We start from the raw sequence: 19,315 nt of genomic DNA, 5'->3' as shown, positions 1-19,315 counted from the left end.
GATGCGGCGCGCGACAGCGGCGGTTCTGGGGCTGATGATGCCCTGGGCCGCAGCGGCTCAGGATGCGTCGTCGACGCCAGAGCCTCAGCCAGTGGCGCCTGCGGTGCAGGTGCCGTCGCAGCCGTCTTCGAACAATGCGGCCACCGCGATCATGACGATCAATCGCGATGAGCTGTTCATGAACTCGGCCTGGGGCAAGCGTGCGCAGGTCGAGATCGAGGCGCGCCGCACCGAGATCGAGGCCGAGAATGACCGTCTTGCCGATCTTCTGGCCACCGAGGAGCAGGAGCTGACCGGCCTGCGCCAGACCCTGCCACCAGAGGAATTCCGCAAACGCGCGGATGAATTCGACAAGCGCGTGATCGAAGTCCGGCGTGAGCGGGATGTCGTCGTGCGCGAGTTGCAAAGTCAGGCGGATGAAGAGCGGACGGCCTTCTTTCGCGGCTTGCTGCCGGTGTTGACCCAGTTGATGGATGAACGCGGCGCGGTCGCGGTGCTTGATCAGCAGGCGATCTTTGTCGCGGCGGAATCGATCAATGTGACAGATGAGCTGATCCGGCGCGTTGACATCGCGCTTGGGGCAGGGCCCGCCGAGCCTGCGCCCGAGGGGACGGTACCCCCGCCCGTCGAGACCATGCCTGCGCCCGAAGGGGCCGAGCCTGCTCCGCAAGATCCGCTGCCGGAAGGGACGGCACCCGCACCTGTCGAGCCGGTCCCCGCGCCTCAGCCGGACGCGAACTAGGGCCTAGCCGGTCACCCTGCGATCAAGCTGGGTGATCCGCTGCGTCAGCAGGTCGAAGAACGCGCCCGCATCGACATCGCGAATGAACAGCGCGTTCGGCTTGCGGTCGGTGACGCGCCACCAGTCGGCCACGGTCATGCCGGTGGTGTACTGGCCCGCAGTCTCGATGACGACGTTGATTTCCCGACCCGAGAAGATCTGCGGCGCCAGCAGCCATGCAATCGTGCAGGGGTCGTGCAAAGGCGCGCCTTCGCTGCCATATTTCTCGCGGTCGAAGCGTTCGAAGAAATCCGTCCAGCTGGCGACAGCCTGACCGACCGGGCCAAGCGCCTGCATTTTCCCGACCCAGGCGCGGCTGGTCAGCACCTTATGCGTCACGTCCAGAGGCATGACGACCAGCCGCACGCCGCTGTCGAAGACGATCGCTGCGGCCTCGGGGTCGACATAGATGTTGAACTCGGCGGTGGGGGTGATGTTGCCGACCTCGAAATAGGCGCCGCCCATCAGGACGATTTCCTGCACGCGAGGGATGATGTCGGGGGCTTTCTGGAAGGCGGTCGCGATGTTCGTCAGCGGCCCGATGGGGACCAGCGTCACCGTGCCGGCAGGCTCGCGGCGCAGCGTCTCGATGATGAAATCGACGGCATGGCCGGGCGTCAAGGTCATGGTCGGTTCGGGCAGGTCCACGCCGTCAAGCCCGGTCTTGCCATGCACATGTTCGGCCGTGACGAGGGGACGGCTGAGGGGCGCGTCGCAGCCCGCGATGACCGGCAGGTCGGGGCGCCCGGCCAGTTCCGCCAGCATCAGCGCGTTGCGCTGCGTGTGGGGCAGCGGGACGTTTCCGGCCACGACCGTCAGGCCCAGCACCTCAAGCTCGGGGCTGGCCAGCGCCAGCAGGATCGCCACGGCGTCATCCTGACCGGGATCGGTGTCGATAATGATCTTGCGCGCCATGCTGTTCCCCTGATTGCCTTTGCGGCAGGGAACCCTGTTCCGCCCGGTTGCGCAAGCCCCTCGGGCGGAACGGATTACTCGGTGCGGGGCAGAAGCTGCGTGACGCCCGCTGCCGCCGCGCGTGCCAGCGCCGGGTCCAGCGACATGCCCACATATTCGCCCCGCCGCCACAGCTCGGCCATGTCGTCATAATGGCGCGAGAGCGGATGCCCGGACTGACCCGTCGAGATGATGAAGACCGAACTGTCGGGATCGGCCAGATCATAGACGCCGCGATAGACCGCGCCCGTCACGTTGAGCCAGGGGTTGCGGCCGTGGCCCAGCAGCCCCGCCCGCGCCACGGTCGAGCCATCACCGGAAGTCGATTGCAGCAGATTCACGATATAGGAGAGCCCGCGCATATCCCCAAGCGCCGGATGGACGTGACGTGCGTGATGCAGATCGCCCCACCGCCAGCTCGCAAGATCGGGGCCATAGCGGCCGCTGAGGTCCAGAATCGCCTGGTCGAGCGCCTGCCGGGCGATGACGTCGCAGGTCTCGGTCTGCGCCGATTGCACCACGTCGCACCAGGCCCCCGCGCCGTTCACATCGCGGAAGACCCGCTCGATGAACTGCGGGAACAACTCGTCAAGGTCATCGGCCAGCGGGCCAAGCTCATCGCGGACGATGCGGTCCTGAAGCGCGCGCATCCAGGCGGCATAGATCAGCGGCTCGGGCAGGTGCTCGCTCATCGCGCCGTCCCATTTGCCGAGCAGCGCAAGGGCGTCCTGACGCTGACGTTCGGGCGTGCCTGCGGCGGCGGGCTCGCCCGAATACCACAGGTTCGCGCCGACCAGCGGTAGCAGCGCGCGCGCCACCGGGCTGACGATGTCGTTCTGGGCGGCGATGAAGCTGTCGCGGGAATGCACCTCTCGGCTGTCGAGCTGATGGCGCAGACGGTCCAGACGATAGGCGCTTTGCCAGTCCTGCCCCATGGGGCTGTCGAGACCGGGCAGCGCGGCCCCGGTCGTCGCGACCACGCCGCTGGCGGGGGACAGATCCGAAAGCGTCGCGGGAATGGGCTGGATGCCGGTCCATGCGGCCTCGGCCAGCCAGCCGGGGGTCGGCACGCGGCCCTGCGTCGGGCTTTGAGGGTTGCGGATGGGCTGGCTGCCCGCCAGCACCTGCGCCACGCCCTCGCGATCGGCCAGCGTCACGGCGACGGTGGGCGCGGTGACATCGGCCAGCGCCGTCGCGGCGGCGCGGCGGTCCGTGGCCGTCATCAGGCCCATCAGTGCGCTCATCGTGCGGTCACCGGCATGGCCGCCGGTCCAGGAGAGGGTCGCCACGTGACCGGCAGGCAGGATCGCTGCAATGTCCATCTGGGCACCGGGGATGACCGGGCCGTTCGCGGTTTCATGCAGCGTGATGGTGCGGTCGTCGGCACCGCGAATGCGCAGCACCTCTTGCCTTGTGGTGAAGGGCACCCAGCCGGTCGGGCTGCGATAGCGCGTGGCGTCGCCCGGCTGGACTTCCTCGATGAACAGGTCCTGATCGTCGATCTGTGCGGGCGTGATGCCCCATGCCAGCCCGGTGTTGCGGCCCGACAGCACCAGCGGCAGGCCGGGGATCGTGCCCCCGATGACCCCGCCCGACGAAAGATCGATCCGCGCCAGATACCAGAGGCTGGGCGCGGTCAGTGCAAATTGCGGGTCATTGGCCAGAAGCGCGCCGCCTGCCGCCGTGCGCTGGCCCGCTGCGGCAAAGCCATTGGCGCTGGAGCCTGCGCCGGGGGCCAGAAAGCCCGCCAGCGCCGTTTCCCAGCGACGCCCGGCCGAGGTGCTTTCGGTCGGCAGGAACCGCGCGCCGGGGAAAAGCGAAGTGTAGTTTGGCACCCGTGCCCCGGTGCCGGCCGAAATCAGATCGCTTCCCCGTTCAGGATAGGCCATCGACAGCCGGGCGCGCAGCACCTCATGCCGGATCTGCGTGGTCGAGGTTGCGGCGATCAGCTTCAGGATGGCCAGCGAATCCGCAGGCTCCCAGTACGAGATATCGTCGGGATAAAGGAAGAATTCGGGCGCGCCGCGTCCGCGTGCGCCCAGGTTGATCTGCTCGATCCAGGCGTTGACGCCATTCGCATAGGCCTTGAGCGCGGCCTGCGTCTGAGGCGTCTGCGCCTCCAGCGAATCGCGAGCGTTGCGGTAAAGGCCCAGCCTGCGGGTCAGGTCATCGGCGCGGACCGCGCCGGGGCCATAGATCTCGGCCAGCTTGCCCTGCGCGGCGCGGCGCAGCACCGTCATCTGGAACAGTCGGTCCTGCGCATGGGCAAGGCCCAGGGCGAAGAAGGCGTCCTCGTCAGTCTGGCCGAAGATATGGGGCACGCCCTCGGTGGTGCGCACGATCTCGACCGGGGCCGAGATGCCTTGCACCGCATAGCTCGCCTCATAATCCGGCAGCGAGCGGATGGCGAAATACCAGGCCAGCGAAACGATCGCCACGCCGACGAGAATCAAGGCGACCGTCAGCCGCACCAGCCAGCGAAAAAATGTCAGCATGGTCCCGGCGCATTTCCCGAACTTGAGCGCAGAGGTTGACCCTAGCGGCGCGTGATGAAATTCATCGGGTTGATAGGGCAGCGCGCGCGCCGGATCAACGCGCGTTTCGCAACAAGGGGGGACAATCCGATGGCGAAAGTGGCATTTCTGGGACTGGGCGTGATGGGCTTTCCCATGGCGGGGCATCTGGCGGCGGCCGGACATGAGGTCACGGTCTGGAACCGCTCGCCCGCCAAGGCCGAGGCCTGGGTCGCAAAACACGGGGGCCGCAGCGCCCCGACGGCGGCGGAAGCGGCGCGGGATGCCGAATTCGTCATGGCCTGCGTCGGCAATGACGATGATTTGCGGCAGGTCTGCCTGGGCGAAAGCGGCGCATTTGCAGGCATGGCGAAGGGCGCGATCTTTGTCGATCACACCACCGTTTCGGCTGCCGTGACGCGCGAGCTTTCAGCTTTGGCCACGAAGGCGGGGTTCGGCTTTGTCGACGCGCCGGTCTCGGGCGGGCAGGCGGGGGCCGAGAATGGACAGCTGTCGGTGATGTGCGGCGGCGCCGAGGCCGACTATGCCAGAGCCGAGCCGGTGATCGCCGCCTATGCCAAGATCTGCCGCTTGATGGGCCCCTCGGGTGCCGGGCAGATCACCAAGATGTGCAACCAGATCGCGATTGCCGGGCTGGTTCAGGGCCTCTCGGAATCGCTGCATTTCGCCGAGAAGGCCGGGCTTTCGATCCCCGAGGTGGTCGAGGTGATCAGCCAGGGCGCCGCGGGCAGCTGGCAGATGCAGAACCGCTATCAGACCATGGCCGAGAACCGCTTCGACTTCGGCTTCGCCGTTGACTGGATGCGCAAGGACCTTGGCATCTGCCTGGCGACCGCAGACGAGACCGGCGCGAGCCTTCCGGTCACCGCGCTGGTCGATCAGTTCTACAAGGATGTGCAGGGCATGGGCGGCGGTCGCTGGGACACCTCGTCGCTGATCGCCCGGCTGCGGAAATGATCGCCCGAGGTTCTTGCCAAGGCGAATGAAAGCGCGCTATCAGCGCTGAGGCGGGCGGTTAGCTCAGTTGGTAGAGCGCTTCGTTTACACCGAAGATGTCGGGGGTTCGAGTCCCTCACCGCCCACCAGTCTTTTCGTAACTATTACAATCCGTTGCCTCTGATTATACCATCTGTTTACGTTATGCGCTACAGTTCATTGAACCTAACGCGACTTTTCCGAACCGACTGAGAAGTCCAGAATCGATGCCGCGCGGCGCAGGTGCGTTGGTGAGTACCGGGCGTAGACGCGGAATGTGATCGACGGGTTCGAGTGCCCGAGAAACTGCGCAACCTCGGCAATGTCCGTGCCTCCCTCGACCATGTGCACAGCGGCTGTGTGGCGCAAGGTGTGCATGCCCACGTCCTTCAGCCCGGCATTCGCAACCGCGCGCGAGAAGCCCTTTCGGATGCTCTGCACCTTCTTGCCGTGCCACTCGATCACGTAGTCTGACAGCGCCGCTGCCTTGGCCTCGGTGAGCGCCTCGTGCAGCATTGGATTCATCGGGACCAGCGCCCGGCCCTTTCGGGGGCCGCCGCCCTCGACGCGCAGGTCAATGGTGTGACGGCGGAAGTCCACCCGGTCCCATGTCAGGTCCAAGATGGCACCCTGCCGCCCGGCGGTGCCCAGCATGAGCTTGATCGCCAGTTGTACATGCGGCTCGGCCTCCGCGTTCACCAGCCGGATTGCCTCGGCGCGCGTGAGGTACCGATCCTTCGGCGCGGGCTTCGGCGGTAACTCGATCAGCGGGGCCTTCTCGATCAGCCCTTTCTTCGCCGCCCAATTCAGCACGATCCGAAGGTGCCCAAGCTCGGTCCAGACCGTACCCTGAGATTTGCCCGCGTCCATCCGCTGCTGCCCGTAGTCCCGGCAGTCCTGCACGGTGATCTGATCCGGGCGCAGGTGGCCGAATGCGGGCAGCAGGGTCTTCCCGGTCGAACGCATTGTAGACGATGCGCTGCGGCCCTCGCGTTCAGCGAGATAGAGCGGCCACATATCAGCAACCGTTCCCTCGCTGGCTGTCATCGTCTCTTTGCGAATGACGTCTAGTGCTTCCGCCTCAGCTTCCTTTCGTGTGCGTGCTTCAAGACGAAATCGCCGCCGCCGACCGTCCGCGAGGTTCCAGGCAACGGTGTAGCGCCCGTTGAGCCTGCCAATTCTGAACTGTTGCATTCGTATTCCTCAACTGCGTCCACGGGGATGCGGTAGTGCTTGCCAATCTTGAAGTAGCGTAGCGTCCCGGCGTTGCACATCTGCCGGATCTTTTCGTCGCTGCATCCCCAATGCTCTGCAAGCCCTGCGGGGGTGTACGGCCTCATTCATCCCTCCTTAAAAGCGCCCCGATGGCCGAAACCACCGGGGCCAGTTGTCCGCGCCCGAGACAGGCAGGGCGCGGCGAGCAATCAAAACCAATGGCTCAAGCGGTCGTCCTCGTCCGCTCGCAGCATCTTCGACACCCGCAGCAGCAGGGCCTCGCTCGATCCGTGGGCGGCGTAGAAAGCGCCCTTGGAATAGTGATATGCGCCCGGCCCGTATTCGCGGCGATGGTGGCGCGGGCAGAGAGGCAGGACGCGCATGTTGCTGCGCGGTGTCCCCTCGTGGTGGACCTCCACCGGCCACGCCCCGCAGACCAGGCAGGGCAGCCCGGCAACCGCCTCCATGTGCTTGCGTTCGGCCCGCGTCTTGGGGTCGCGGCGGGTCTTGCCTTTGCCCTCTTTCAGCCCGAGCGGGACGCGGTGGAAGCTCATGCGGGCCTCCCGATATGGTAAGCGCGGCAATAGGGGCAACGGTAGACGTCCTGCGGGCCTTTCAGCCGCCGCCGGCGCTTGCAGACCTCATGCGCCAGCTTGGGGCTGTCGAACGCCTCCTTGCCGACGCAGGCCGCCGCGATGGGCGCTGGATCTTCGACATGACGCGACGGTCGGGGCATCATGCTTCTTCCATCCATGCTAGGGCGTCGTACCCGATTGCTTCTGAAAGCGCGGCCATCGCCTCATCGAAGAAGCCGCGAAACTCTTGCTGTGTCATTGCGTCGAAAGCCGTGCTGTCTGGCTTCATGCCGATGACATTGCCGCGCAGGTCGAAGATCGGCTCCACGCGCCCCAGCTTGACCTTTAGCGCCGTGTGCAGGGCCTCCCGCGACTGCCAGCGGCCCGTTGCCTTGACGGCCTTGTCGAGCGCCCGCCAATAGGTCCGGTGATGCGGCAGACTGCGCTTGGTATTCGCGGTCAGCGTGAACTCTGTGCCCTGCGGAAACGCCCCCAATGCCTCAGCGTCGAAAGCCGTCAGGGGCATCAGCCGACCAGCGAAAATGTGGGCCATTGGCTTCGGGGGCGCGTCCATGCGGGCCATCAGCACGCCCCCGAGATACGCAGGCGCTGGTCATAGACCCGGCGCGCGGCCTTGGGATCGATGCCATGCGTGTCGCCCGCCTCGGCGGCCAGCCAGTCCACATCGTCGGCCCGCTCGGGATACATCGCGATCAGCCCGTGCAGCACCTGCAGGATATCGTCGGTCTTGTGGGTCATTTGGAAAGCCTCTTGTTCGAGCCTTCAGTCTCGGGAAAAGCGGCATGCAGCCGGTGGTGGCACTTCGGACACAGCCAGATCACATCCAGCGGGCGCGCATAGTCCCGGTGATGGGCGTGCACCCGATCCGTGCCGCAAAACAGGCAAGGCTCACGCTTCAATCTTCCGTCGCGAATAGCGTTAGACACAGCGCTGTGGGCCTTGTACCCATCCGGGTTCTGCGCCCTCCAACGGCTGGTGACGTTGGTGCTATTCTTGCGCCTGTGGGGCAACTTGGCGCGCTGCCGGTCGTACTCTTGAACGGAAGGGTTGGTTCTCGCACGCTCTCGGACGCGCGCCTTTACGCACTCTTTGCACTGAGTCTTGCTAGACACATAGAAGTCTTCGGGCGCGCAGTCCCGTTCGCACGTACGGCATTGATAGGAAACCCGGTGTTCGGGTATCTGGCGATTAGCCATGGTCGATGCTCCAATCATCGTGTCTGTGGTCAGGCAAGCCTTGGTGCTGGTAACACCTTGGCTTGCCGTCATATTTTGCCACAAGTTCACGATTCAGTCCATCAAAAAGGTATGGAATCGTCCAGATCCCGCCCCTGCATCCCGCCCCCTGCGCCGCCGCCGTACCCGCCAGACTGGCCGTAGCCCGACGATCCGCCGCGCTGCTGCTGGCCATCCTTGGGCAGCGGTTCCGTCATCAGCACCGTCACGCGCCCCTCTGCATCCGGCAGGGGCAGGCTGTCGAAAATGAGGCTGAACCCGCCCTTGTCGCGCGGGAACGCCGATCCAATCGTGTGCCAATGGGTTTTCCCGTCCTTGCGGGGGCGGGGGGAAATCAGGTTGTAACGATCGGCCATTATGCGGCACCTTTCATTTCAGGGGTGAGTTCGGCCTTGCGGGCCTTGAATGCGTCGGTGATGCGGGCCTCGCCCTCACCGCCGATCTGCTTGATGGTGGCGGCCTCCCGCTTCCACAGCTTGACCAGATCGCCCTCGGTCGCGGCGCGACCAATGGTGGCGGTGATGCGGGCCTCTGCGGCGGCGGCGTCGAACGGCGGTTCATCGACCCCCACATTCTCGCGGCTCTTGTCGTAGAGAGCCAAGCCGAACGGGTTGCCGAAGCCACGCAGCGCGCGCTTCAAGCTATCCGTGACGGCCTCCTTGATCGCGCTTTCGTGGGCGAGGCCGCAGTCCACGTCATAGCCGTGACCAGCGCCAACGTCCTCGCGAACCACATCGCCAATGGTGACTCGCACCGTTGCGGTATAGGTCACTCCGAAGCCGGGGGTCTTGTTTTGCCCGATCTCGCGCGCCCGCTCGGACACGCATTTGCATTCGGTGACGGTGTAGGACCATGCGCCGAACCCGAAGATCCGGTTTGCCTCGGCCATAACGTGCCAGCCTTCCAGATAGTCGCCTTTCGGCCCGAATTTCTTCGGCGGCCTGACGTGCGCCGGGTCCAGCTTCTTTGCCAGTTCGGCGGATGCCTTTTCCCAATCCATCACACGGCCCTCCGTTCCTGCCGCGTCTCGACCACGCCAGGAATGTGCAGCTTGTTGCGGCGGGCGTAGTCGCCCATCCACTCTGCAAGATCGTCCTTGCGGTTCTTGGCGATCCAGTTGATCAGCCCGCGCGGGTCCAGCACTTCCGTGACCTCGAACGTGCGCAGGCCCTTCACGGTGTCCTTGCTGGCTGCCACGGCCCGGCGCTGCGCTTCCTCGGCTGCGAATTGGGCGGCGGCGGCTTCGCGCTGCGCCTCGATGTTGCTGGCGTCTGCGGCGCGGGCGGCTTCCTCTGCGGCGCGGCGGGCAGCGGCGGCTTCTGCGCGGGCTTTCCGCTCGGCTTCGGCTTTCTCGGCAGCCAGCTTGCGCTTGAAGCTGTCGACCAATGCAACCAGCCCCTTTTCGATGCGCTGCGCGTCCTCAAGGGTGGGCTTCCAGCGGCCATGCTCGGCCTTGTAGGCGTCATATAGCGGCGCGCTGGACGACTTCTGCCCGGCCTCAAGCGCCATGCGAAACTCGCGCATGTCCTTGCGCAGAGCGTCGACGGCCTTCATCTGGCCTTCGGTCTGCACCTCGTTCCCGTCCAGCCAATTCTCAGCCTCGGCCCGGGCGTCGTCAAAGCGGGCGGTGATTTCGTCAATCGCATCCGGGGGGTTGTTGTGCCCGATGGGGCTGATCGCGTTCATTCTGCTGCGACTCCGTATTGGGGTTGGGGCAGGCGAAAACCGCCAGCCGGTTCGTCGGTCCAGTCTCGGGCGGGAACGCCGATCTGGTGCTGGTGCAGCTTCCACGCGGCCCGGCTGCGATAGAGCCAGTCGGGCGATGCTGCGGGGAACGCCTCGCGCTCGGCCATCAGGTCGGCAATGGCATTGCTGTGGTCGATCATTCCGCCGCCCACCACATTTCCTCGCGCATGCCGCTGCGATATTCGGCCAGCTCATGCTCTGCGTCCTCGAAGGCCTCGTTCACGTCGAAGGTCTCCGCGAATAGTCCCTCCTGGCGCGCTATCTCGGCCTCGCCGTCGATCTTCACCGCGTCCTCTCTGGTCCGGTCGGTGGAAAATCGAACCAGCGTGGCGCTGATCTCGGTCTCGTAACCGCGTGACTGGCCCCACGAATAAGGCTCCAGCGGGTACGTCTCGGCCTCGACGCGAAAGATGGCCTCATGCTCCATTTCGATGCCGTTCGGGTGGAGGTAGAGCCAGCCCTTGGGGTAGAACGTCTCCTTCATCGCATCCTCCATCGGTTGCTATGGATGGCAGCCCCGCGAGGCTGCGCACCGTAGGAGCCGGGGTTAGAACCATTCGGCTGGCTTGCCTTCGTGGTGGACGACAATCTCTTTCCCTGCTGGCATCCACCTTTTGGAGTATTCGCCAGCGTCGTAGTCTCGGGGGTGTCGGTCATAGACCTCGGGTGCGTCGCTACCTTCACCCTCGCGCGCCGGATACCAGCGGTCACCGCAGCACCAGCAGTCGCGACCGATGCTGCATCCATCGAAGTAACCTCCAAGGGCGATCAACTTCGCGTTCGCCTCATCGGCGCTTTCGGCCTCGACAATCACGAAATGCGTAAGCGCTTCGGTAAGGTCGAAAGCGCCGCCTGTATTGTTCTGATTGAACGTGTAGAACATCATACCCATCCGTTCTTGCCGTCAGCGCTTCCACGCTCGGCGGTGAACCAGTCGCCCAATCGGCGGCTGGCGTTGGTCAGGCGATCCGCGAGAAGGATCGCAGCGAAGGCGGAAAGCGTGGTCATGGGGTGGCCTCGCGGGCCACGAGCATGGCGTCGGCATATTGGTAAGCCAGAACAGGCCCACCCGTGCGGATGGGAAGGATAAGTGTCCCTTCTTCGGTGTGGACGCGCACCTCACACCCGGACTGGATGAGAGCAGCCAGCGCCTGGCCCGCGAACCAGTCGCGCAGGGTCATACCTGTCGCATAGACCTGCTGGCCAGCCGTGACGGGGAACGCGGGCGCATCGTTGACTTGATCGTTCTTCCCGCTCATTTCCGACAACCTTTCTCGGGAACGTAAACAGGATGACTGGCGGGGCAGGTCAGTCGGCCCGTGGGCTGCTCGACCGTCACCCGGCGCGGCATGTTGGGGTCCATGCGCTGAAGGTAGCCAACCGCCATTGCAGGTCCGCCGATGGCATAGGCGGCGCAGACGTTGCTTGCCTTGCTGCTGTTTGCCGAGACGCCCCAGCCAAAGACCTGCATGGACGCACCGAACTGGCCCGAACTGTTGGTATCCCCGAAGCAGTTTTGCTGACCATAGCCGCCCAAGATCACGGGTGCGGCCTGCGCTGCCGACTGCCTGGTGCGGTTGTCGATGCGGATCGAGTTGTTGGCGCTGGCCTGCTGGTATTGCCCCTGCTGCTGGCCTTGCTGGTTCGTGTTGGCGATATCGTTCCTGTTCGTCACGTTGTTGCGCACGTCCGAATTGCCGGATCCGGTCACGCCAGAGTTCGAGGTGCTGGGGCCGGTGCTGACGTTGATCGGTCCAGTCGTCGCGGTCCCGCCGCCAACATCGCCAATCGTCGCGGTGCTGGACGAGTTGCCGCCCGTCGCCGTCACATTGCTCGGGGGCTGCGAGGGATTGGGTGACCAGCACTGGCCGTTGTATTCCTCGGACCCAGCCGGGCAGTTCAGGTTTGCCTGCGCCGGGGCGCTCCACAGCATCGCTGCGGCAAGCGCCATCGAGGGCAGGGCAAGGCTCTTGAAAATCATCGTGGTCGTGCTCATAATCAGATCACTCCATTTCGTAGGGTGGGGTTTAGCGGCTGCCCTCCAACGGCAGCCGTTTTCATTCCTGAAGCAGCGCCACGCAGTCCCAGGCATTGGTCATGCCAGCGCATGCCTTCGGCAGTTCGTCGGATGCCTGCACAGCGTCCCAGATCAGCCACAGCACAAAGGCCAGCATGATGAAGAAGGCGGCGACGATCAGCAGCACGTCGAGGCGGTTGCGGTTCACCGGCTCCTGATGCTCGTGCCAGAAGTCGTGCAGTTCGTCGTGGCGGGGGTGGATGCTCATTTCGACGCCTCCCATTCAGCGGTGATGCGGGCCTGTTCTTCAGGGGGTGCCCATGCCAGCAGTTCGAGGATGAGGCGTTCAGCGAGGTCGAGGCGGGCGGCAATGACCGCTGCTTCCTGTCGGAAATCGCGCACCGCATCGAGGACGCGCTCCATTCGCCGGGCACGATGAAAGAACATCACCGGCCCTCCGGCTTGAACGCGCCCGTCTGGATCGCGGCCAGCGTGGCGGGGTCCATCTGCGGCAGGGCGTCAGCCAGCGTCACGCGCAGAGGGCGGAACGTGGCGTTGATGCGGTTAACCTGCGCCAATCGCGGGCAGGGGGCCGGGTCGAGGTCGAAGTGATGGTCCATTTGCTCATATCCGTTTGTTATGGTTGCCGAGCCTCATCCGCGCTGCCGTTCAGGCGATCCGGGTTCGTCGTCGGTATGGGATCAATATGAGCTAAGAAAATTAGCAATGCAAGCACAAAATGCTAAACCATTTGGCTTTGTGGTTTAGCACCTGCTATCCTGCCCCTGCCAGCGCTGTGCTGGCGGCATGAAAAAGCCCGCCGAGTCGGGCGGGTCAGAATCGTTGCGCGAGCGTGGTGAGTGATATAGAATCCCTAAGAGAGCGGGTGCCCTACCGGGTTGTCCCACCGTCGCTCGCGGGCGACTTGAGGGCACGGGAAAGAAGGAACCGGCCCGCTCCTATTTCTTCATATAGTGAGACCTGACCCACCTGAAGCGGTCCTCCGACAGTAGGGCCGACGAAGCGTCGGCGGGGTAGAGTTTAAGTCCATTATTCAGGGCCGATCCCCCCGATGGTTTGTAGCACCTTCCAGCTAAAGGCAGGAGGTAGCGGTCATCAAGCAATCCGTATTTACGGTTCATCTCTATAGCTGACGCGATTGATCCGGCGATGAAGTCGGCGGCGTCAAGAGGGCCACAGATATGGTGAGGTATCTGCTTAATCTCGGCAAGGTCGATGTGCGACCATTCAGTGTTAGACAGTCGTGGGCCGCAGCCGCGCTTAACGCTGGATGAATATCCGATTAGTTTGTCATATGCAGTATTCTTTCGTTCTGAAAATACTATCCTGACGCGCGGATCATCTTCGGCGCTAAGCCGTTGGCCGTCTCGGACTATCCAGCTGATCCTCTCTAGGAGCAGTTGAGTCGCGTAGAAATATAGATCGCCATGCTGCGCCTTGTGGTCTAGTCGATGCAGACTCGGCTTGTGCACAATAACTGCGGAAAATTGAAATGGCTGGCCAGCCAACAGTTCCGACGCTAGGTATTTGGATGCATCTGAATTTGTGTCTTTGAAACCTCGCCACCTCCAGGCAGAGGGCTTGCGCTCAATCCTTGCGTGGCGATCCCAAATTTCAGTTAAGCACTGCAGGTTTCGCCTGCGAACTACCACAGCAACAAGGCTCAGAAACTCGAATCCACCGATTTTTTGCGGGTCCCCCTCACATCCAGATTCATCGACAAAAGCAATATACCCTGTCAAGCGGCACCCCCTATCCCCTTCGTCAGGTTGCCCTCACGCCTTCCAGTCCCGCAGCATGTCCGCCCACTCGCAAAGCATCCGCTCAGCTCCATAATCGCCCTGCCTGTGGCGCTCGTCTGCGGCCATCAAGAGCATGTGCGGAAGGTCTTTCATTTCGACCGCGCCAGAATGCTCGGTTTGCTGCCGCAGCAGCCCAAGCACCACCCGAGCGGCAATCGAAATTTGCTCGGTTTCCTCGAATTTCGGGTTGTCTGTCATGCCCCTATCCCTTTCGCCAGGTCACCTTCACGCGCCCGTGATTCCCAGCCCACATCTTGCCCTGCCGCCGCAATCTTGCCGAGTCCAGATCGCGCGCTACCACACCTTGCGGTTGCCCGTTCACGATCCGTTCTGCTAAGCATGAATTGCCGTATGGTGAGGGTGAGATGACGGAAGAACGACTGAGTGCGCTGATCGAGGCCGCGAACGCTTCAAACTTGACGATTGACCTCCTGGAGGCGTTGACTCAGGGCCTGTCGCGCCAGGCGTTTCTGAGGGTCATGGGCAATGCGTCATCAATGCCTTCGTACATGAAGTCGAGTGACAGCCCGTATTTGGCGCGCAAGGCTAAAGCTCCGTCCAGAGAAAGCCTGTGAGTTCCAGCCTCCCATAGGGAAAGGGCTGACCTCTTGACGCCGATGCTATCTGCATAGTCCTGCTGCCGACCGATGTTGAGGATCGTTTCGCGGTGCCATTTTAGGCGCTCTGCGATGTCGGCGTACGGTCTGGGCTTGTCCTCTTTCATGTGCACGATGGTATCGTGCCAATTCATTTGGCGCAGCAAGCTACTGTTGGCTTGACGAATGCTAAATAGTTTAGCATTATCGGCTGCATGAACAAGCCCGCAGTCCATCAAATCACCGACACGCTCGGAGCCGACGCTATCTGCGCCGCCCTCAACGTCACCTCGCACTCCGTTCGCGGGGCGCGCACGTCGGGGGTGTTCCCGGCGAGCTGGTACGACGTGCTGCAAAGCATGTGCATCGAAATGGGCATTCCTTGTCCGCGCAACGCCTTCAACTGGAAGGGCCTTGCTAAAATATCTGGCAACTATCCTTCACATGCGAACGCCGCCCGCCAACATCAAGGAAAGCTTGCCGAAAAAGCCAAGTCGACACCCGCGCGACACGGTGCGGCATGAGGTGCCCGTCATTCGTGGCACCGGACCCGCGCCTCGCCGCGCTGGCCCGCATCACCGCCCAGATCGCCAGCGGCAAGGTCTGCGACACCCGTCGCCGGTTCCTTGAGGGTCGCGCCTACGAGATCCGCCATCAGCTTATGGTCGAGGGGTGCCTGCATGACGCCGACGCCTGACCAGAAGCGCGCCTTCATTGAGGCGGCACGTGCCGATCAGCGCATGTTCCGCGAGATTGCCGACGCGGCCCGGCTGCCGTTCGCGGTGGTGCTGGAAATCTGGGCCATCGGCAGCGCGGCGGGCAAGCTGCGGATTGCTGACGATGCCCCCGGCTCTCGATGGATCGAGGTGCTGGCATGATGCTGCCACAGCTCCAGCTTCCGTGGGCGAAGACGTCCGAGCTATCGGCTAACAGCCGCCTGCACTGGCGCAAGCGCCACCGGCTGGTCCAGTCCCAGAAGATCAATGCCACCGCCTTGGCGCGAGAGAAGGGCCTGCATCTGGCCCGCATCCCAGAGGGCGCAGCGATCCACGTCACGCTGACGTTCTGCCCGCCGTCGAGGGTCAGCAGCTTTGACGACGACAATGCCGTCACGGCCCAGAAGGGCGCGCTGGATGCCATCGCGGCAGTCCTGCGCGTGGATGACAGCAGGTTCCGCCTACAGGCACCACAGCGCGGCGAGAAGTGCCGGGACGGCGGCGTCATCGTGAATATCGAGGTGATGGAATGAACGCCCAGACACCGCAGACGAACTGGCAGAGCATTGGCGATCTGGTCGCCGCTCTCGCCCAGAAAGAAACCCGGCAGCGCGCCAACGCTCCGGGTGATGACCGCCAAACACAGAAGGAAAATGGCGATGAGTAATGATATGCCACCGCTGAACAAGCTTTTCAACATCCCGGTGCAATCCACCGGCGAATATATCGTCCAGAATATCCGATCCTACATCGAGGCAAACGGCCCTCTGCGTGAGGGCGAGGCTTGGATTCAGGTCAGGGAATGGATCGTCGGGCTTTCGTACTGCCCTGAGTCTGATGAGGATATTTTCGGCGGTCCCCGCAGCGATCTTACGAAGGCGTACATCGAAAGCGCAAACGCGCAATTCGCGGCGGTCAGGAAGATCGCCCATGCCATGACAGCCGCCGAGGCCATCGCCCGCCAGGAGGGGCCGTTGGCATCAAGCGGGATGGGGGTTCTGCCCCTTCACTTCATCCTGACTGCCATCGACCTCGTTGGGGCCACTACGGGCGAGGGCCTGTCGGCAGAGGTGATCGTACACATGGCGTCCGACTTCACCGCCCTTGGGCGTGCCGTTGCGGGGTTCATGGAGGTTGCGGCATGAGCGGATGGATTTGCAGCTTCCGTCAGATGTGGGATCACGCTCTGTTCAAGGGTGATGGCCTGCGCGTCGGAGTTTGGCATTGGCTGCTTCACAATGCAGCGTGGAAAGAGACGAAGTTCCGGGTCAAGGGCGATGTGGTCACCTTATCTCGGGGTCAGGTTTGCCTATCGCATCGGCAGGTCGAAGAAGCTACGGGCATGGGCCGGAAGGCCCTCAGCACGTTCCTAAAAGCGCTCGAAAACGAAGGTGCGATTCTCGTAAAAACGCACCACGACGCGCGCCAAGGAAGAACCATCGTAACCATTTGTAATTACGGTAAATATCAGGTCGGCACCGAAGCCACCGCGCCAGAGACCGCGCCAGAGCCGCGCCAGAGCCGCGCCACTAAAGAACAAGGTAAACAATTAAACAATACCCCCAAACCCCCAGAGGGGGCTGGGGAGTTCGATGAGTTCTGGTCCGAATACCCCCATCGCGGCGGCCAGAAGAAAAACCGCAAAGGCGCTGTTGCGAAATACCGCGCCGCCATCAAGGCCGGTGTCGAGCATGAGCAGATCATGATGGGCGTTCGGGCGATGCGTCGCTTCCCCGACGTGGCGCGCGGCTTTGCCCGAGACCCTGCCGTTTGGCTGAACCAAGAGGGCTGGACGGATGAAGCCCCATCTCAAGCCCACCTCTCAACGGTTCATAGCCGCAGCAAGTGGCAGCGTGGCGAAATCCGCGTCCTGACGAACGGGCGCGTCCAGGAATACGACGGCTACCAGTGGGAGTTTCGCAACGACCTGACCCCCGACGATGTGGCGGTGGCCCATGCTTGACCTTGGCCAGTACGAGGAGCGGGCGGCGATTGCCGAGTTCGACGGCGGCATGACCCGGTTTGATGCAGAGACGATGGCGGCGAAAGAGCAGGGCATGGCCCGCTGGCAGGCCGTCCAGATCGCAAAGGAGGCTGCCCATGCGCAGCGAGTCGGAATTGCTGGCGGACATGGGCATCAGGCCGACGCGCTGGCACGGGGATCACATGCGCTGCACCTGCCCGGAGTGCAGCCCGCATCGGAAGAAAAAGCACGATCCATGCCTGAGCGTCAGCAGAACACCGGACGGGATCGTAGCACACTGCCATCACTGCGGGGCGGGCATGGGTCGGAGGTTCAGCGATGACCGACCCGATCAAGTACCTCACCGTCGACCGGAAGCTGGATGCGGAATTGCTCGTGGCGATGGGCGTTCAGGCCGTCGATCACCCGCAAATCGGTCGCGCGGTCGCGCTGCCCTACAGGCGTGACGGCAAAACATACGCCTGCAAGTTTCGCGGCATCGACAAGAAGGAATGGCGGTCCAGCCAAGGCGTGACGCGCTGCCTGTTCAACGAGGACTGCCTGCGCGGTGGCGACAGCCCCGTAGTCATCACCGAGGGCGAGATTGACGCGCTGAGCGTCATTCAGGCGGGATACAGCCGGGCCGTGAGCTTGCCGGACGGATGGACCGAGGAAGGCGGCAAGCGCCAAGTCCTGATCGACGCCGAGGCACAATTCCGGGCCGCCCCCTACGTCATCGTCGCGGGCGATGCTGATGCGGTTGGGGCCGGTCTGCCGCGCACGGTGGCAAATATCCTGGCCGGACATGATGTGCGGTTCGTGACGTGGCCGGAAGGCTGTAAGGACGCAAACGACGTGCTGGTGAACTTTGGCGAGGGCGAGCTGTCGAAGCGGCTTACCGAGGCCAAGCGAATGGACCCGTCGGGCGGGTTTATCACCGGGGTTTCCGACCTGCCGCCGATGCCGTCGCGCCGCGTTCTGCGGGTCGGCATGAAGCCCTACGATTACGTCCTGGCATTCGAGCAGGGCACCATGTCGGTCGGCACCGGCACGCCCGGATCTGGCAAGTCCACCTTCACGACCTTCGCGGCCTATCACGTCGCACAGCATGAGCAGATCCGCGTCGGCATCATGGGCTTTGAAACCCATCCCTACCGGACCCGCGACCAGCTGGCGCGCCTCTATGCCAAGACGCCGTGGGACCAGCTTTCTGCCCGGCAGCGCGAGGATTTCACAGCCTTCGCGGATGAGCATTTCCGCATCGTTCACCGGACCTTCGACGGCGACGACAAGCACAACCTGGGCTGGCTGCGCAGCATGATCTACACGCTGGCGGTCCGGGATGAGTGCAAACTCATCATCATCGACCCGTGGAACGAGCTGGAGCATTTGCCCGAGCCGGGCGAGTCGATGACCAGCTACATCAACTTCGCCTTGCAGCAGATCCGGCAGTGGGCAGCGCAGTTCGACACGCATATCTGCCTGATCGCGCATCCCCGCAAGATGCCAACCGATAACGGCAACATGCGCTGCCCGACCGGATACGACATTGCCGATAGCGCCGCATTCTTCAACAAGCCCGCCCTCGGTTTCAGCGTTCACCGCGAGATTGACGAGGATGCAGGGCTGTCATGGGTCCGCATCCAGACATGGAAGGTGCGGGAAACCCAGCTTTACGGGTTCGAGACGGGCAGCACGCGGCTGACCTTCCACGGCGAAATGATGACCTACAGCAAATTCGAGGACGACAGCGCGTTCAAGCGCCCGAAGAAGGGAGTTCCAGCATGACCAAAGTCACTGCCTGGCATCACATGTCCACTGCCCGCCGCATCGAGGTGCTTGAAAGGGCAGCCCACGAGGGCCTGACCGTCCCCGAGGTTGCGGAACGTCACGGCACGACCGCCAACCGCGTCGGGGCCGTTGTGGCATACTACCGCCGCGAGAAGGGCATTGACCTGCCGTTCGTGAAGGCGCGCCCTGGCTTCTCCGCGAACATCGACCGCACCAACGCTGTCTCGGCGCTGTTTTCGGCTGGCTTCACCGCAGAGCAGATCGCATCGGCGTTCGGCATCAAGGCCAAGGCGGTCCACAACATCGCCTACCGCGCCCGCCTGTCAGATCGCGGGGCTTTCGGCAGCACGGGGGTGGCATGAAGCCCGCCAGC

General features: G+C 63.6%; 35 protein-coding genes and 1 tRNA gene. 13 read left to right on the top strand and 23 right to left on the bottom strand.

Annotated features, from left to right (window positions below; all coding sequences use genetic code 11):
* Position 1: 1 nt before the first annotated feature.
* Positions 2-742 carry an OmpH/Skp family outer membrane protein gene (locus tag IQ24_RS13295; protein ID WP_242008168.1) on the top strand — a complete coding sequence of 247 codons (741 nt, stop codon included), beginning with the start codon at positions 2-4 and terminating at the stop codon, positions 740-742.
* Positions 743-745: 3 nt separating this feature from the next.
* On the opposite strand, the gene IQ24_RS13290 is transcribed toward IQ24_RS13295, so the two are convergent.
* Both IQ24_RS13290 and IQ24_RS13285 read right to left on the bottom strand, forming a co-directional pair.
* On the bottom strand, positions 746-1,696 hold the full coding sequence (locus tag IQ24_RS13290; protein WP_145398597.1) for a nucleoside hydrolase: 951 nt from the start codon (positions 1,694-1,696) through the stop codon (positions 746-748).
* A 74-nt stretch (positions 1,697-1,770) separates the two neighbouring features.
* Positions 1,771-4,230 (bottom strand): penicillin acylase family protein, encoded by a 2,460-nt coding sequence (locus IQ24_RS13285; RefSeq protein ID WP_145398595.1) that lies wholly within the window; start codon positions 4,228-4,230, stop codon positions 1,771-1,773.
* A 129-nt stretch (positions 4,231-4,359) separates the two neighbouring features.
* Between IQ24_RS13285 and IQ24_RS13280 the strand changes: the two genes are divergently transcribed.
* Complete coding sequence (locus IQ24_RS13280; protein WP_145398594.1) at positions 4,360-5,226, top strand: NAD(P)-dependent oxidoreductase; 867 nt, start codon at positions 4,360-4,362, stop codon at positions 5,224-5,226.
* Positions 5,227-5,278: 52 nt separating this feature from the next.
* Positions 5,279-5,354, top strand: a tRNA-Val gene (locus IQ24_RS13275).
* Positions 5,355-5,430: 76 nt separating this feature from the next.
* Here IQ24_RS13275 and IQ24_RS13270 read toward each other — a convergent pair.
* The 21 genes from IQ24_RS13270 to IQ24_RS13180 all read right to left on the bottom strand — a co-directional run bounded on the left by IQ24_RS13270 (position 5,431) and on the right by IQ24_RS13180 (position 14,708).
* Positions 5,431-6,210, bottom strand: coding sequence for a tyrosine-type recombinase/integrase (locus tag IQ24_RS13270; RefSeq protein ID WP_422386279.1), 780 nt, complete (start codon positions 6,208-6,210; stop codon positions 5,431-5,433).
* A gap of 101 nt (positions 6,211-6,311) precedes the next feature.
* Positions 6,312-6,584 (bottom strand): helix-turn-helix domain-containing protein, encoded by a 273-nt coding sequence (locus IQ24_RS20605; protein WP_145398590.1) that lies wholly within the window; start codon positions 6,582-6,584, stop codon positions 6,312-6,314.
* 84 nt (positions 6,585-6,668) lie between these two features.
* A complete protein-coding gene (locus tag IQ24_RS13260; RefSeq protein WP_145398588.1) occupies positions 6,669-7,013 on the bottom strand; it encodes a DUF968 domain-containing protein in 345 nt (114 codons plus the stop codon).
* Positions 7,010-7,198, bottom strand: a complete 189-nt coding sequence (locus tag IQ24_RS13255) for a hypothetical protein (protein ID WP_145398586.1) — start codon at positions 7,196-7,198, stop codon at positions 7,010-7,012. Before IQ24_RS13255 ends, IQ24_RS13260 begins: the two co-directional genes overlap by 4 nt.
* A complete protein-coding gene (locus IQ24_RS13250) occupies positions 7,195-7,617 on the bottom strand; it encodes a hypothetical protein (protein WP_145398585.1) in 423 nt (140 codons plus the stop codon). Before IQ24_RS13250 ends, IQ24_RS13255 begins: the two co-directional genes overlap by 4 nt.
* Positions 7,617-7,793 (bottom strand): hypothetical protein, encoded by a 177-nt coding sequence (locus IQ24_RS20135; protein ID WP_158637526.1) that lies wholly within the window; start codon positions 7,791-7,793, stop codon positions 7,617-7,619. The genes IQ24_RS13250 and IQ24_RS20135 overlap by 1 nt, the downstream gene beginning before the upstream one ends.
* A 559-nt stretch (positions 7,794-8,352) precedes the next feature.
* Entirely contained in the window at positions 8,353-8,646 is a 294-nt protein-coding gene (locus IQ24_RS20255; protein WP_199756574.1) for a hypothetical protein, read from the bottom strand.
* Positions 8,646-9,290: an RAD52 family DNA repair protein gene (locus IQ24_RS13235; RefSeq protein ID WP_145398583.1), complete on the bottom strand. Its 645-nt coding sequence runs from the start codon at positions 9,288-9,290 to the stop codon at positions 8,646-8,648. The genes IQ24_RS20255 and IQ24_RS13235 overlap by 1 nt, the downstream gene beginning before the upstream one ends.
* Complete coding sequence (locus IQ24_RS13230; protein ID WP_145398581.1) at positions 9,290-9,976, bottom strand: hypothetical protein; 687 nt, start codon at positions 9,974-9,976, stop codon at positions 9,290-9,292. Before IQ24_RS13230 ends, IQ24_RS13235 begins: the two co-directional genes overlap by 1 nt.
* Positions 9,973-10,176 carry a hypothetical protein gene (locus tag IQ24_RS13225; RefSeq protein ID WP_145398579.1) on the bottom strand — a complete coding sequence of 68 codons (204 nt, stop codon included), beginning with the start codon at positions 10,174-10,176 and terminating at the stop codon, positions 9,973-9,975. Before IQ24_RS13225 ends, IQ24_RS13230 begins: the two co-directional genes overlap by 4 nt.
* On the bottom strand, positions 10,173-10,520 hold the full coding sequence (locus tag IQ24_RS13220; protein WP_145398578.1) for a hypothetical protein: 348 nt from the start codon (positions 10,518-10,520) through the stop codon (positions 10,173-10,175). Before IQ24_RS13220 ends, IQ24_RS13225 begins: the two co-directional genes overlap by 4 nt.
* Before the next feature lie 63 nt (positions 10,521-10,583).
* Entirely contained in the window at positions 10,584-10,919 is a 336-nt protein-coding gene (locus IQ24_RS13215; protein WP_145398576.1) for a DUF7296 family protein, read from the bottom strand.
* Positions 10,919-11,044 carry a hypothetical protein gene (locus IQ24_RS20515; RefSeq protein ID WP_277872886.1) on the bottom strand — a complete coding sequence of 42 codons (126 nt, stop codon included), beginning with the start codon at positions 11,042-11,044 and terminating at the stop codon, positions 10,919-10,921. The genes IQ24_RS13215 and IQ24_RS20515 overlap by 1 nt, the downstream gene beginning before the upstream one ends.
* Positions 11,041-11,295: a hypothetical protein gene (locus tag IQ24_RS13210; RefSeq protein ID WP_145398575.1), complete on the bottom strand. Its 255-nt coding sequence runs from the start codon at positions 11,293-11,295 to the stop codon at positions 11,041-11,043. Before IQ24_RS13210 ends, IQ24_RS20515 begins: the two co-directional genes overlap by 4 nt.
* Positions 11,292-12,032: a hypothetical protein gene (locus IQ24_RS13205; RefSeq protein ID WP_145398573.1), complete on the bottom strand. Its 741-nt coding sequence runs from the start codon at positions 12,030-12,032 to the stop codon at positions 11,292-11,294. Before IQ24_RS13205 ends, IQ24_RS13210 begins: the two co-directional genes overlap by 4 nt.
* A 61-nt stretch (positions 12,033-12,093) precedes the next feature.
* Entirely contained in the window at positions 12,094-12,321 is a 228-nt protein-coding gene (locus IQ24_RS13200; protein ID WP_145398572.1) for a hypothetical protein, read from the bottom strand.
* Positions 12,318-12,500 carry a hypothetical protein gene (locus IQ24_RS13195; protein WP_145398570.1) on the bottom strand — a complete coding sequence of 61 codons (183 nt, stop codon included), beginning with the start codon at positions 12,498-12,500 and terminating at the stop codon, positions 12,318-12,320. Before IQ24_RS13195 ends, IQ24_RS13200 begins: the two co-directional genes overlap by 4 nt.
* Positions 12,500-12,673, bottom strand: a complete 174-nt coding sequence (locus IQ24_RS20130) for a hypothetical protein (protein WP_158637525.1) — start codon at positions 12,671-12,673, stop codon at positions 12,500-12,502. Before IQ24_RS20130 ends, IQ24_RS13195 begins: the two co-directional genes overlap by 1 nt.
* Before the next feature lie 339 nt (positions 12,674-13,012).
* A complete protein-coding gene (locus IQ24_RS20600; RefSeq protein WP_145398569.1) occupies positions 13,013-13,816 on the bottom strand; it encodes a DUF3800 domain-containing protein in 804 nt (267 codons plus the stop codon).
* Between the two features lie 33 nt (positions 13,817-13,849).
* Positions 13,850-14,074 (bottom strand): hypothetical protein, encoded by a 225-nt coding sequence (locus tag IQ24_RS13185; RefSeq protein ID WP_145398568.1) that lies wholly within the window; start codon positions 14,072-14,074, stop codon positions 13,850-13,852.
* 247 nt (positions 14,075-14,321) lie between these two features.
* Complete coding sequence (locus IQ24_RS13180; protein ID WP_145398567.1) at positions 14,322-14,708, bottom strand: helix-turn-helix domain-containing protein; 387 nt, start codon at positions 14,706-14,708, stop codon at positions 14,322-14,324.
* Between IQ24_RS13180 and IQ24_RS13175 the strand changes: the two genes are divergently transcribed.
* From IQ24_RS13175 to IQ24_RS13140, 10 genes are read left to right on the top strand one after another with little or no spacing between them, the layout of a single operon-like run.
* Positions 14,688-14,996, top strand: coding sequence for a hypothetical protein (locus IQ24_RS13175; protein ID WP_145398566.1), 309 nt, complete (start codon positions 14,688-14,690; stop codon positions 14,994-14,996). The genes IQ24_RS13180 and IQ24_RS13175 overlap by 21 nt on opposite strands.
* Before the next feature lie 14 nt (positions 14,997-15,010).
* Complete coding sequence (locus IQ24_RS20125; protein ID WP_158637524.1) at positions 15,011-15,169, top strand: hypothetical protein; 159 nt, start codon at positions 15,011-15,013, stop codon at positions 15,167-15,169.
* Positions 15,153-15,350 (top strand): hypothetical protein, encoded by a 198-nt coding sequence (locus tag IQ24_RS13170; RefSeq protein WP_145398565.1) that lies wholly within the window; start codon positions 15,153-15,155, stop codon positions 15,348-15,350. Before IQ24_RS20125 ends, IQ24_RS13170 begins: the two co-directional genes overlap by 17 nt.
* Entirely contained in the window at positions 15,347-15,721 is a 375-nt protein-coding gene (locus IQ24_RS13165; protein ID WP_145398564.1) for a hypothetical protein, read from the top strand. The genes IQ24_RS13170 and IQ24_RS13165 overlap by 4 nt, the downstream gene beginning before the upstream one ends.
* Positions 15,718-15,855 carry a hypothetical protein gene (locus tag IQ24_RS20120; protein ID WP_158637523.1) on the top strand — a complete coding sequence of 46 codons (138 nt, stop codon included), beginning with the start codon at positions 15,718-15,720 and terminating at the stop codon, positions 15,853-15,855. Before IQ24_RS13165 ends, IQ24_RS20120 begins: the two co-directional genes overlap by 4 nt.
* Positions 15,848-16,333, top strand: coding sequence for a hypothetical protein (locus IQ24_RS13160; RefSeq protein ID WP_145398563.1), 486 nt, complete (start codon positions 15,848-15,850; stop codon positions 16,331-16,333). Before IQ24_RS20120 ends, IQ24_RS13160 begins: the two co-directional genes overlap by 8 nt.
* Positions 16,330-17,151 (top strand): hypothetical protein, encoded by an 822-nt coding sequence (locus IQ24_RS13155; RefSeq protein ID WP_145398562.1) that lies wholly within the window; start codon positions 16,330-16,332, stop codon positions 17,149-17,151. The genes IQ24_RS13160 and IQ24_RS13155 overlap by 4 nt, the downstream gene beginning before the upstream one ends.
* The gene (locus tag IQ24_RS13150) at positions 17,144-17,494 is read left to right on the top strand and encodes a hypothetical protein (RefSeq protein WP_199756573.1); all 351 of its coding nucleotides are present in this window, start codon (positions 17,144-17,146) and stop codon (positions 17,492-17,494) included. The genes IQ24_RS13155 and IQ24_RS13150 overlap by 8 nt, the downstream gene beginning before the upstream one ends.
* The gene (locus IQ24_RS13145) at positions 17,491-18,939 is read left to right on the top strand and encodes an AAA family ATPase (RefSeq protein WP_145398560.1); all 1,449 of its coding nucleotides are present in this window, start codon (positions 17,491-17,493) and stop codon (positions 18,937-18,939) included. Before IQ24_RS13150 ends, IQ24_RS13145 begins: the two co-directional genes overlap by 4 nt.
* Complete coding sequence (locus tag IQ24_RS13140) at positions 18,936-19,304, top strand: helix-turn-helix domain-containing protein (protein ID WP_145398559.1); 369 nt, start codon at positions 18,936-18,938, stop codon at positions 19,302-19,304. The genes IQ24_RS13145 and IQ24_RS13140 overlap by 4 nt, the downstream gene beginning before the upstream one ends.
* Positions 19,305-19,315: the final 11 nt, after the last annotated feature.

Origin of the sequence: Paracoccus sulfuroxidans, assembly GCF_007830335.1 — a bacterium.
GTDB lineage: Bacteria > Pseudomonadota > Alphaproteobacteria > Rhodobacterales > Rhodobacteraceae > Paracoccus > Paracoccus sulfuroxidans.
Note: the sequence above shows the minus strand (reverse complement) of the source record. Positions and strands in the feature narration are given on the sequence as shown.

Coding starts and splice junctions, on each gene's coding strand:
- IQ24_RS13295 (WP_242008168.1), top strand. CDS start 2: ATGCGGCGCGCGACAGCGGCGGTTCTGGGGCTGATGATGCCCTGGGCC.
- IQ24_RS13290 (WP_145398597.1), bottom strand. CDS start 1,696: ATGGCGCGCAAGATCATTATCGACACCGATCCCGGTCAGGATGACGCC.
- IQ24_RS13285 (WP_145398595.1), bottom strand. CDS start 4,230: ATGCTGACATTTTTTCGCTGGCTGGTGCGGCTGACGGTCGCCTTGATT.
- IQ24_RS13280 (WP_145398594.1), top strand. CDS start 4,360: ATGGCGAAAGTGGCATTTCTGGGACTGGGCGTGATGGGCTTTCCCATG.
- IQ24_RS13270 (WP_422386279.1), bottom strand. CDS start 6,210: ATGCGTTCGACCGGGAAGACCCTGCTGCCCGCATTCGGCCACCTGCGC.
- IQ24_RS20605 (WP_145398590.1), bottom strand. CDS start 6,584: ATGAGGCCGTACACCCCCGCAGGGCTTGCAGAGCATTGGGGATGCAGC.
- IQ24_RS13260 (WP_145398588.1), bottom strand. CDS start 7,013: ATGAGCTTCCACCGCGTCCCGCTCGGGCTGAAAGAGGGCAAAGGCAAG.
- IQ24_RS13255 (WP_145398586.1), bottom strand. CDS start 7,198: ATGATGCCCCGACCGTCGCGTCATGTCGAAGATCCAGCGCCCATCGCG.
- IQ24_RS13250 (WP_145398585.1), bottom strand. CDS start 7,617: ATGGCCCGCATGGACGCGCCCCCGAAGCCAATGGCCCACATTTTCGCT.
- IQ24_RS20135 (WP_158637526.1), bottom strand. CDS start 7,793: ATGACCCACAAGACCGACGATATCCTGCAGGTGCTGCACGGGCTGATC.
- IQ24_RS20255 (WP_199756574.1), bottom strand. CDS start 8,646: ATGGCCGATCGTTACAACCTGATTTCCCCCCGCCCCCGCAAGGACGGG.
- IQ24_RS13235 (WP_145398583.1), bottom strand. CDS start 9,290: ATGGATTGGGAAAAGGCATCCGCCGAACTGGCAAAGAAGCTGGACCCG.
- IQ24_RS13230 (WP_145398581.1), bottom strand. CDS start 9,976: ATGAACGCGATCAGCCCCATCGGGCACAACAACCCCCCGGATGCGATT.
- IQ24_RS13225 (WP_145398579.1), bottom strand. CDS start 10,176: ATGATCGACCACAGCAATGCCATTGCCGACCTGATGGCCGAGCGCGAG.
- IQ24_RS13220 (WP_145398578.1), bottom strand. CDS start 10,520: ATGAAGGAGACGTTCTACCCCAAGGGCTGGCTCTACCTCCACCCGAAC.
- IQ24_RS13215 (WP_145398576.1), bottom strand. CDS start 10,919: ATGTTCTACACGTTCAATCAGAACAATACAGGCGGCGCTTTCGACCTT.
- IQ24_RS20515 (WP_277872886.1), bottom strand. CDS start 11,044: ATGACCACGCTTTCCGCCTTCGCTGCGATCCTTCTCGCGGATCGCCTG.
- IQ24_RS13210 (WP_145398575.1), bottom strand. CDS start 11,295: ATGAGCGGGAAGAACGATCAAGTCAACGATGCGCCCGCGTTCCCCGTC.
- IQ24_RS13205 (WP_145398573.1), bottom strand. CDS start 12,032: ATGAGCACGACCACGATGATTTTCAAGAGCCTTGCCCTGCCCTCGATG.
- IQ24_RS13200 (WP_145398572.1), bottom strand. CDS start 12,321: ATGAGCATCCACCCCCGCCACGACGAACTGCACGACTTCTGGCACGAG.
- IQ24_RS13195 (WP_145398570.1), bottom strand. CDS start 12,500: ATGTTCTTTCATCGTGCCCGGCGAATGGAGCGCGTCCTCGATGCGGTG.
- IQ24_RS20130 (WP_158637525.1), bottom strand. CDS start 12,673: ATGGACCATCACTTCGACCTCGACCCGGCCCCCTGCCCGCGATTGGCG.
- IQ24_RS13185 (WP_145398568.1), bottom strand. CDS start 14,074: ATGACAGACAACCCGAAATTCGAGGAAACCGAGCAAATTTCGATTGCC.
- IQ24_RS13175 (WP_145398566.1), top strand. CDS start 14,688: ATGAACAAGCCCGCAGTCCATCAAATCACCGACACGCTCGGAGCCGAC.
- IQ24_RS13180 (WP_145398567.1), bottom strand. CDS start 14,708: ATGGACTGCGGGCTTGTTCATGCAGCCGATAATGCTAAACTATTTAGC.
- IQ24_RS13170 (WP_145398565.1), top strand. CDS start 15,153: ATGACGCCGACGCCTGACCAGAAGCGCGCCTTCATTGAGGCGGCACGT.
- IQ24_RS13165 (WP_145398564.1), top strand. CDS start 15,347: ATGATGCTGCCACAGCTCCAGCTTCCGTGGGCGAAGACGTCCGAGCTA.
- IQ24_RS20120 (WP_158637523.1), top strand. CDS start 15,718: ATGAACGCCCAGACACCGCAGACGAACTGGCAGAGCATTGGCGATCTG.
- IQ24_RS13160 (WP_145398563.1), top strand. CDS start 15,848: ATGAGTAATGATATGCCACCGCTGAACAAGCTTTTCAACATCCCGGTG.
- IQ24_RS13155 (WP_145398562.1), top strand. CDS start 16,330: ATGAGCGGATGGATTTGCAGCTTCCGTCAGATGTGGGATCACGCTCTG.
- IQ24_RS13150 (WP_199756573.1), top strand. CDS start 17,144: ATGCTTGACCTTGGCCAGTACGAGGAGCGGGCGGCGATTGCCGAGTTC.
- IQ24_RS13145 (WP_145398560.1), top strand. CDS start 17,491: ATGACCGACCCGATCAAGTACCTCACCGTCGACCGGAAGCTGGATGCG.
- IQ24_RS13140 (WP_145398559.1), top strand. CDS start 18,936: ATGACCAAAGTCACTGCCTGGCATCACATGTCCACTGCCCGCCGCATC.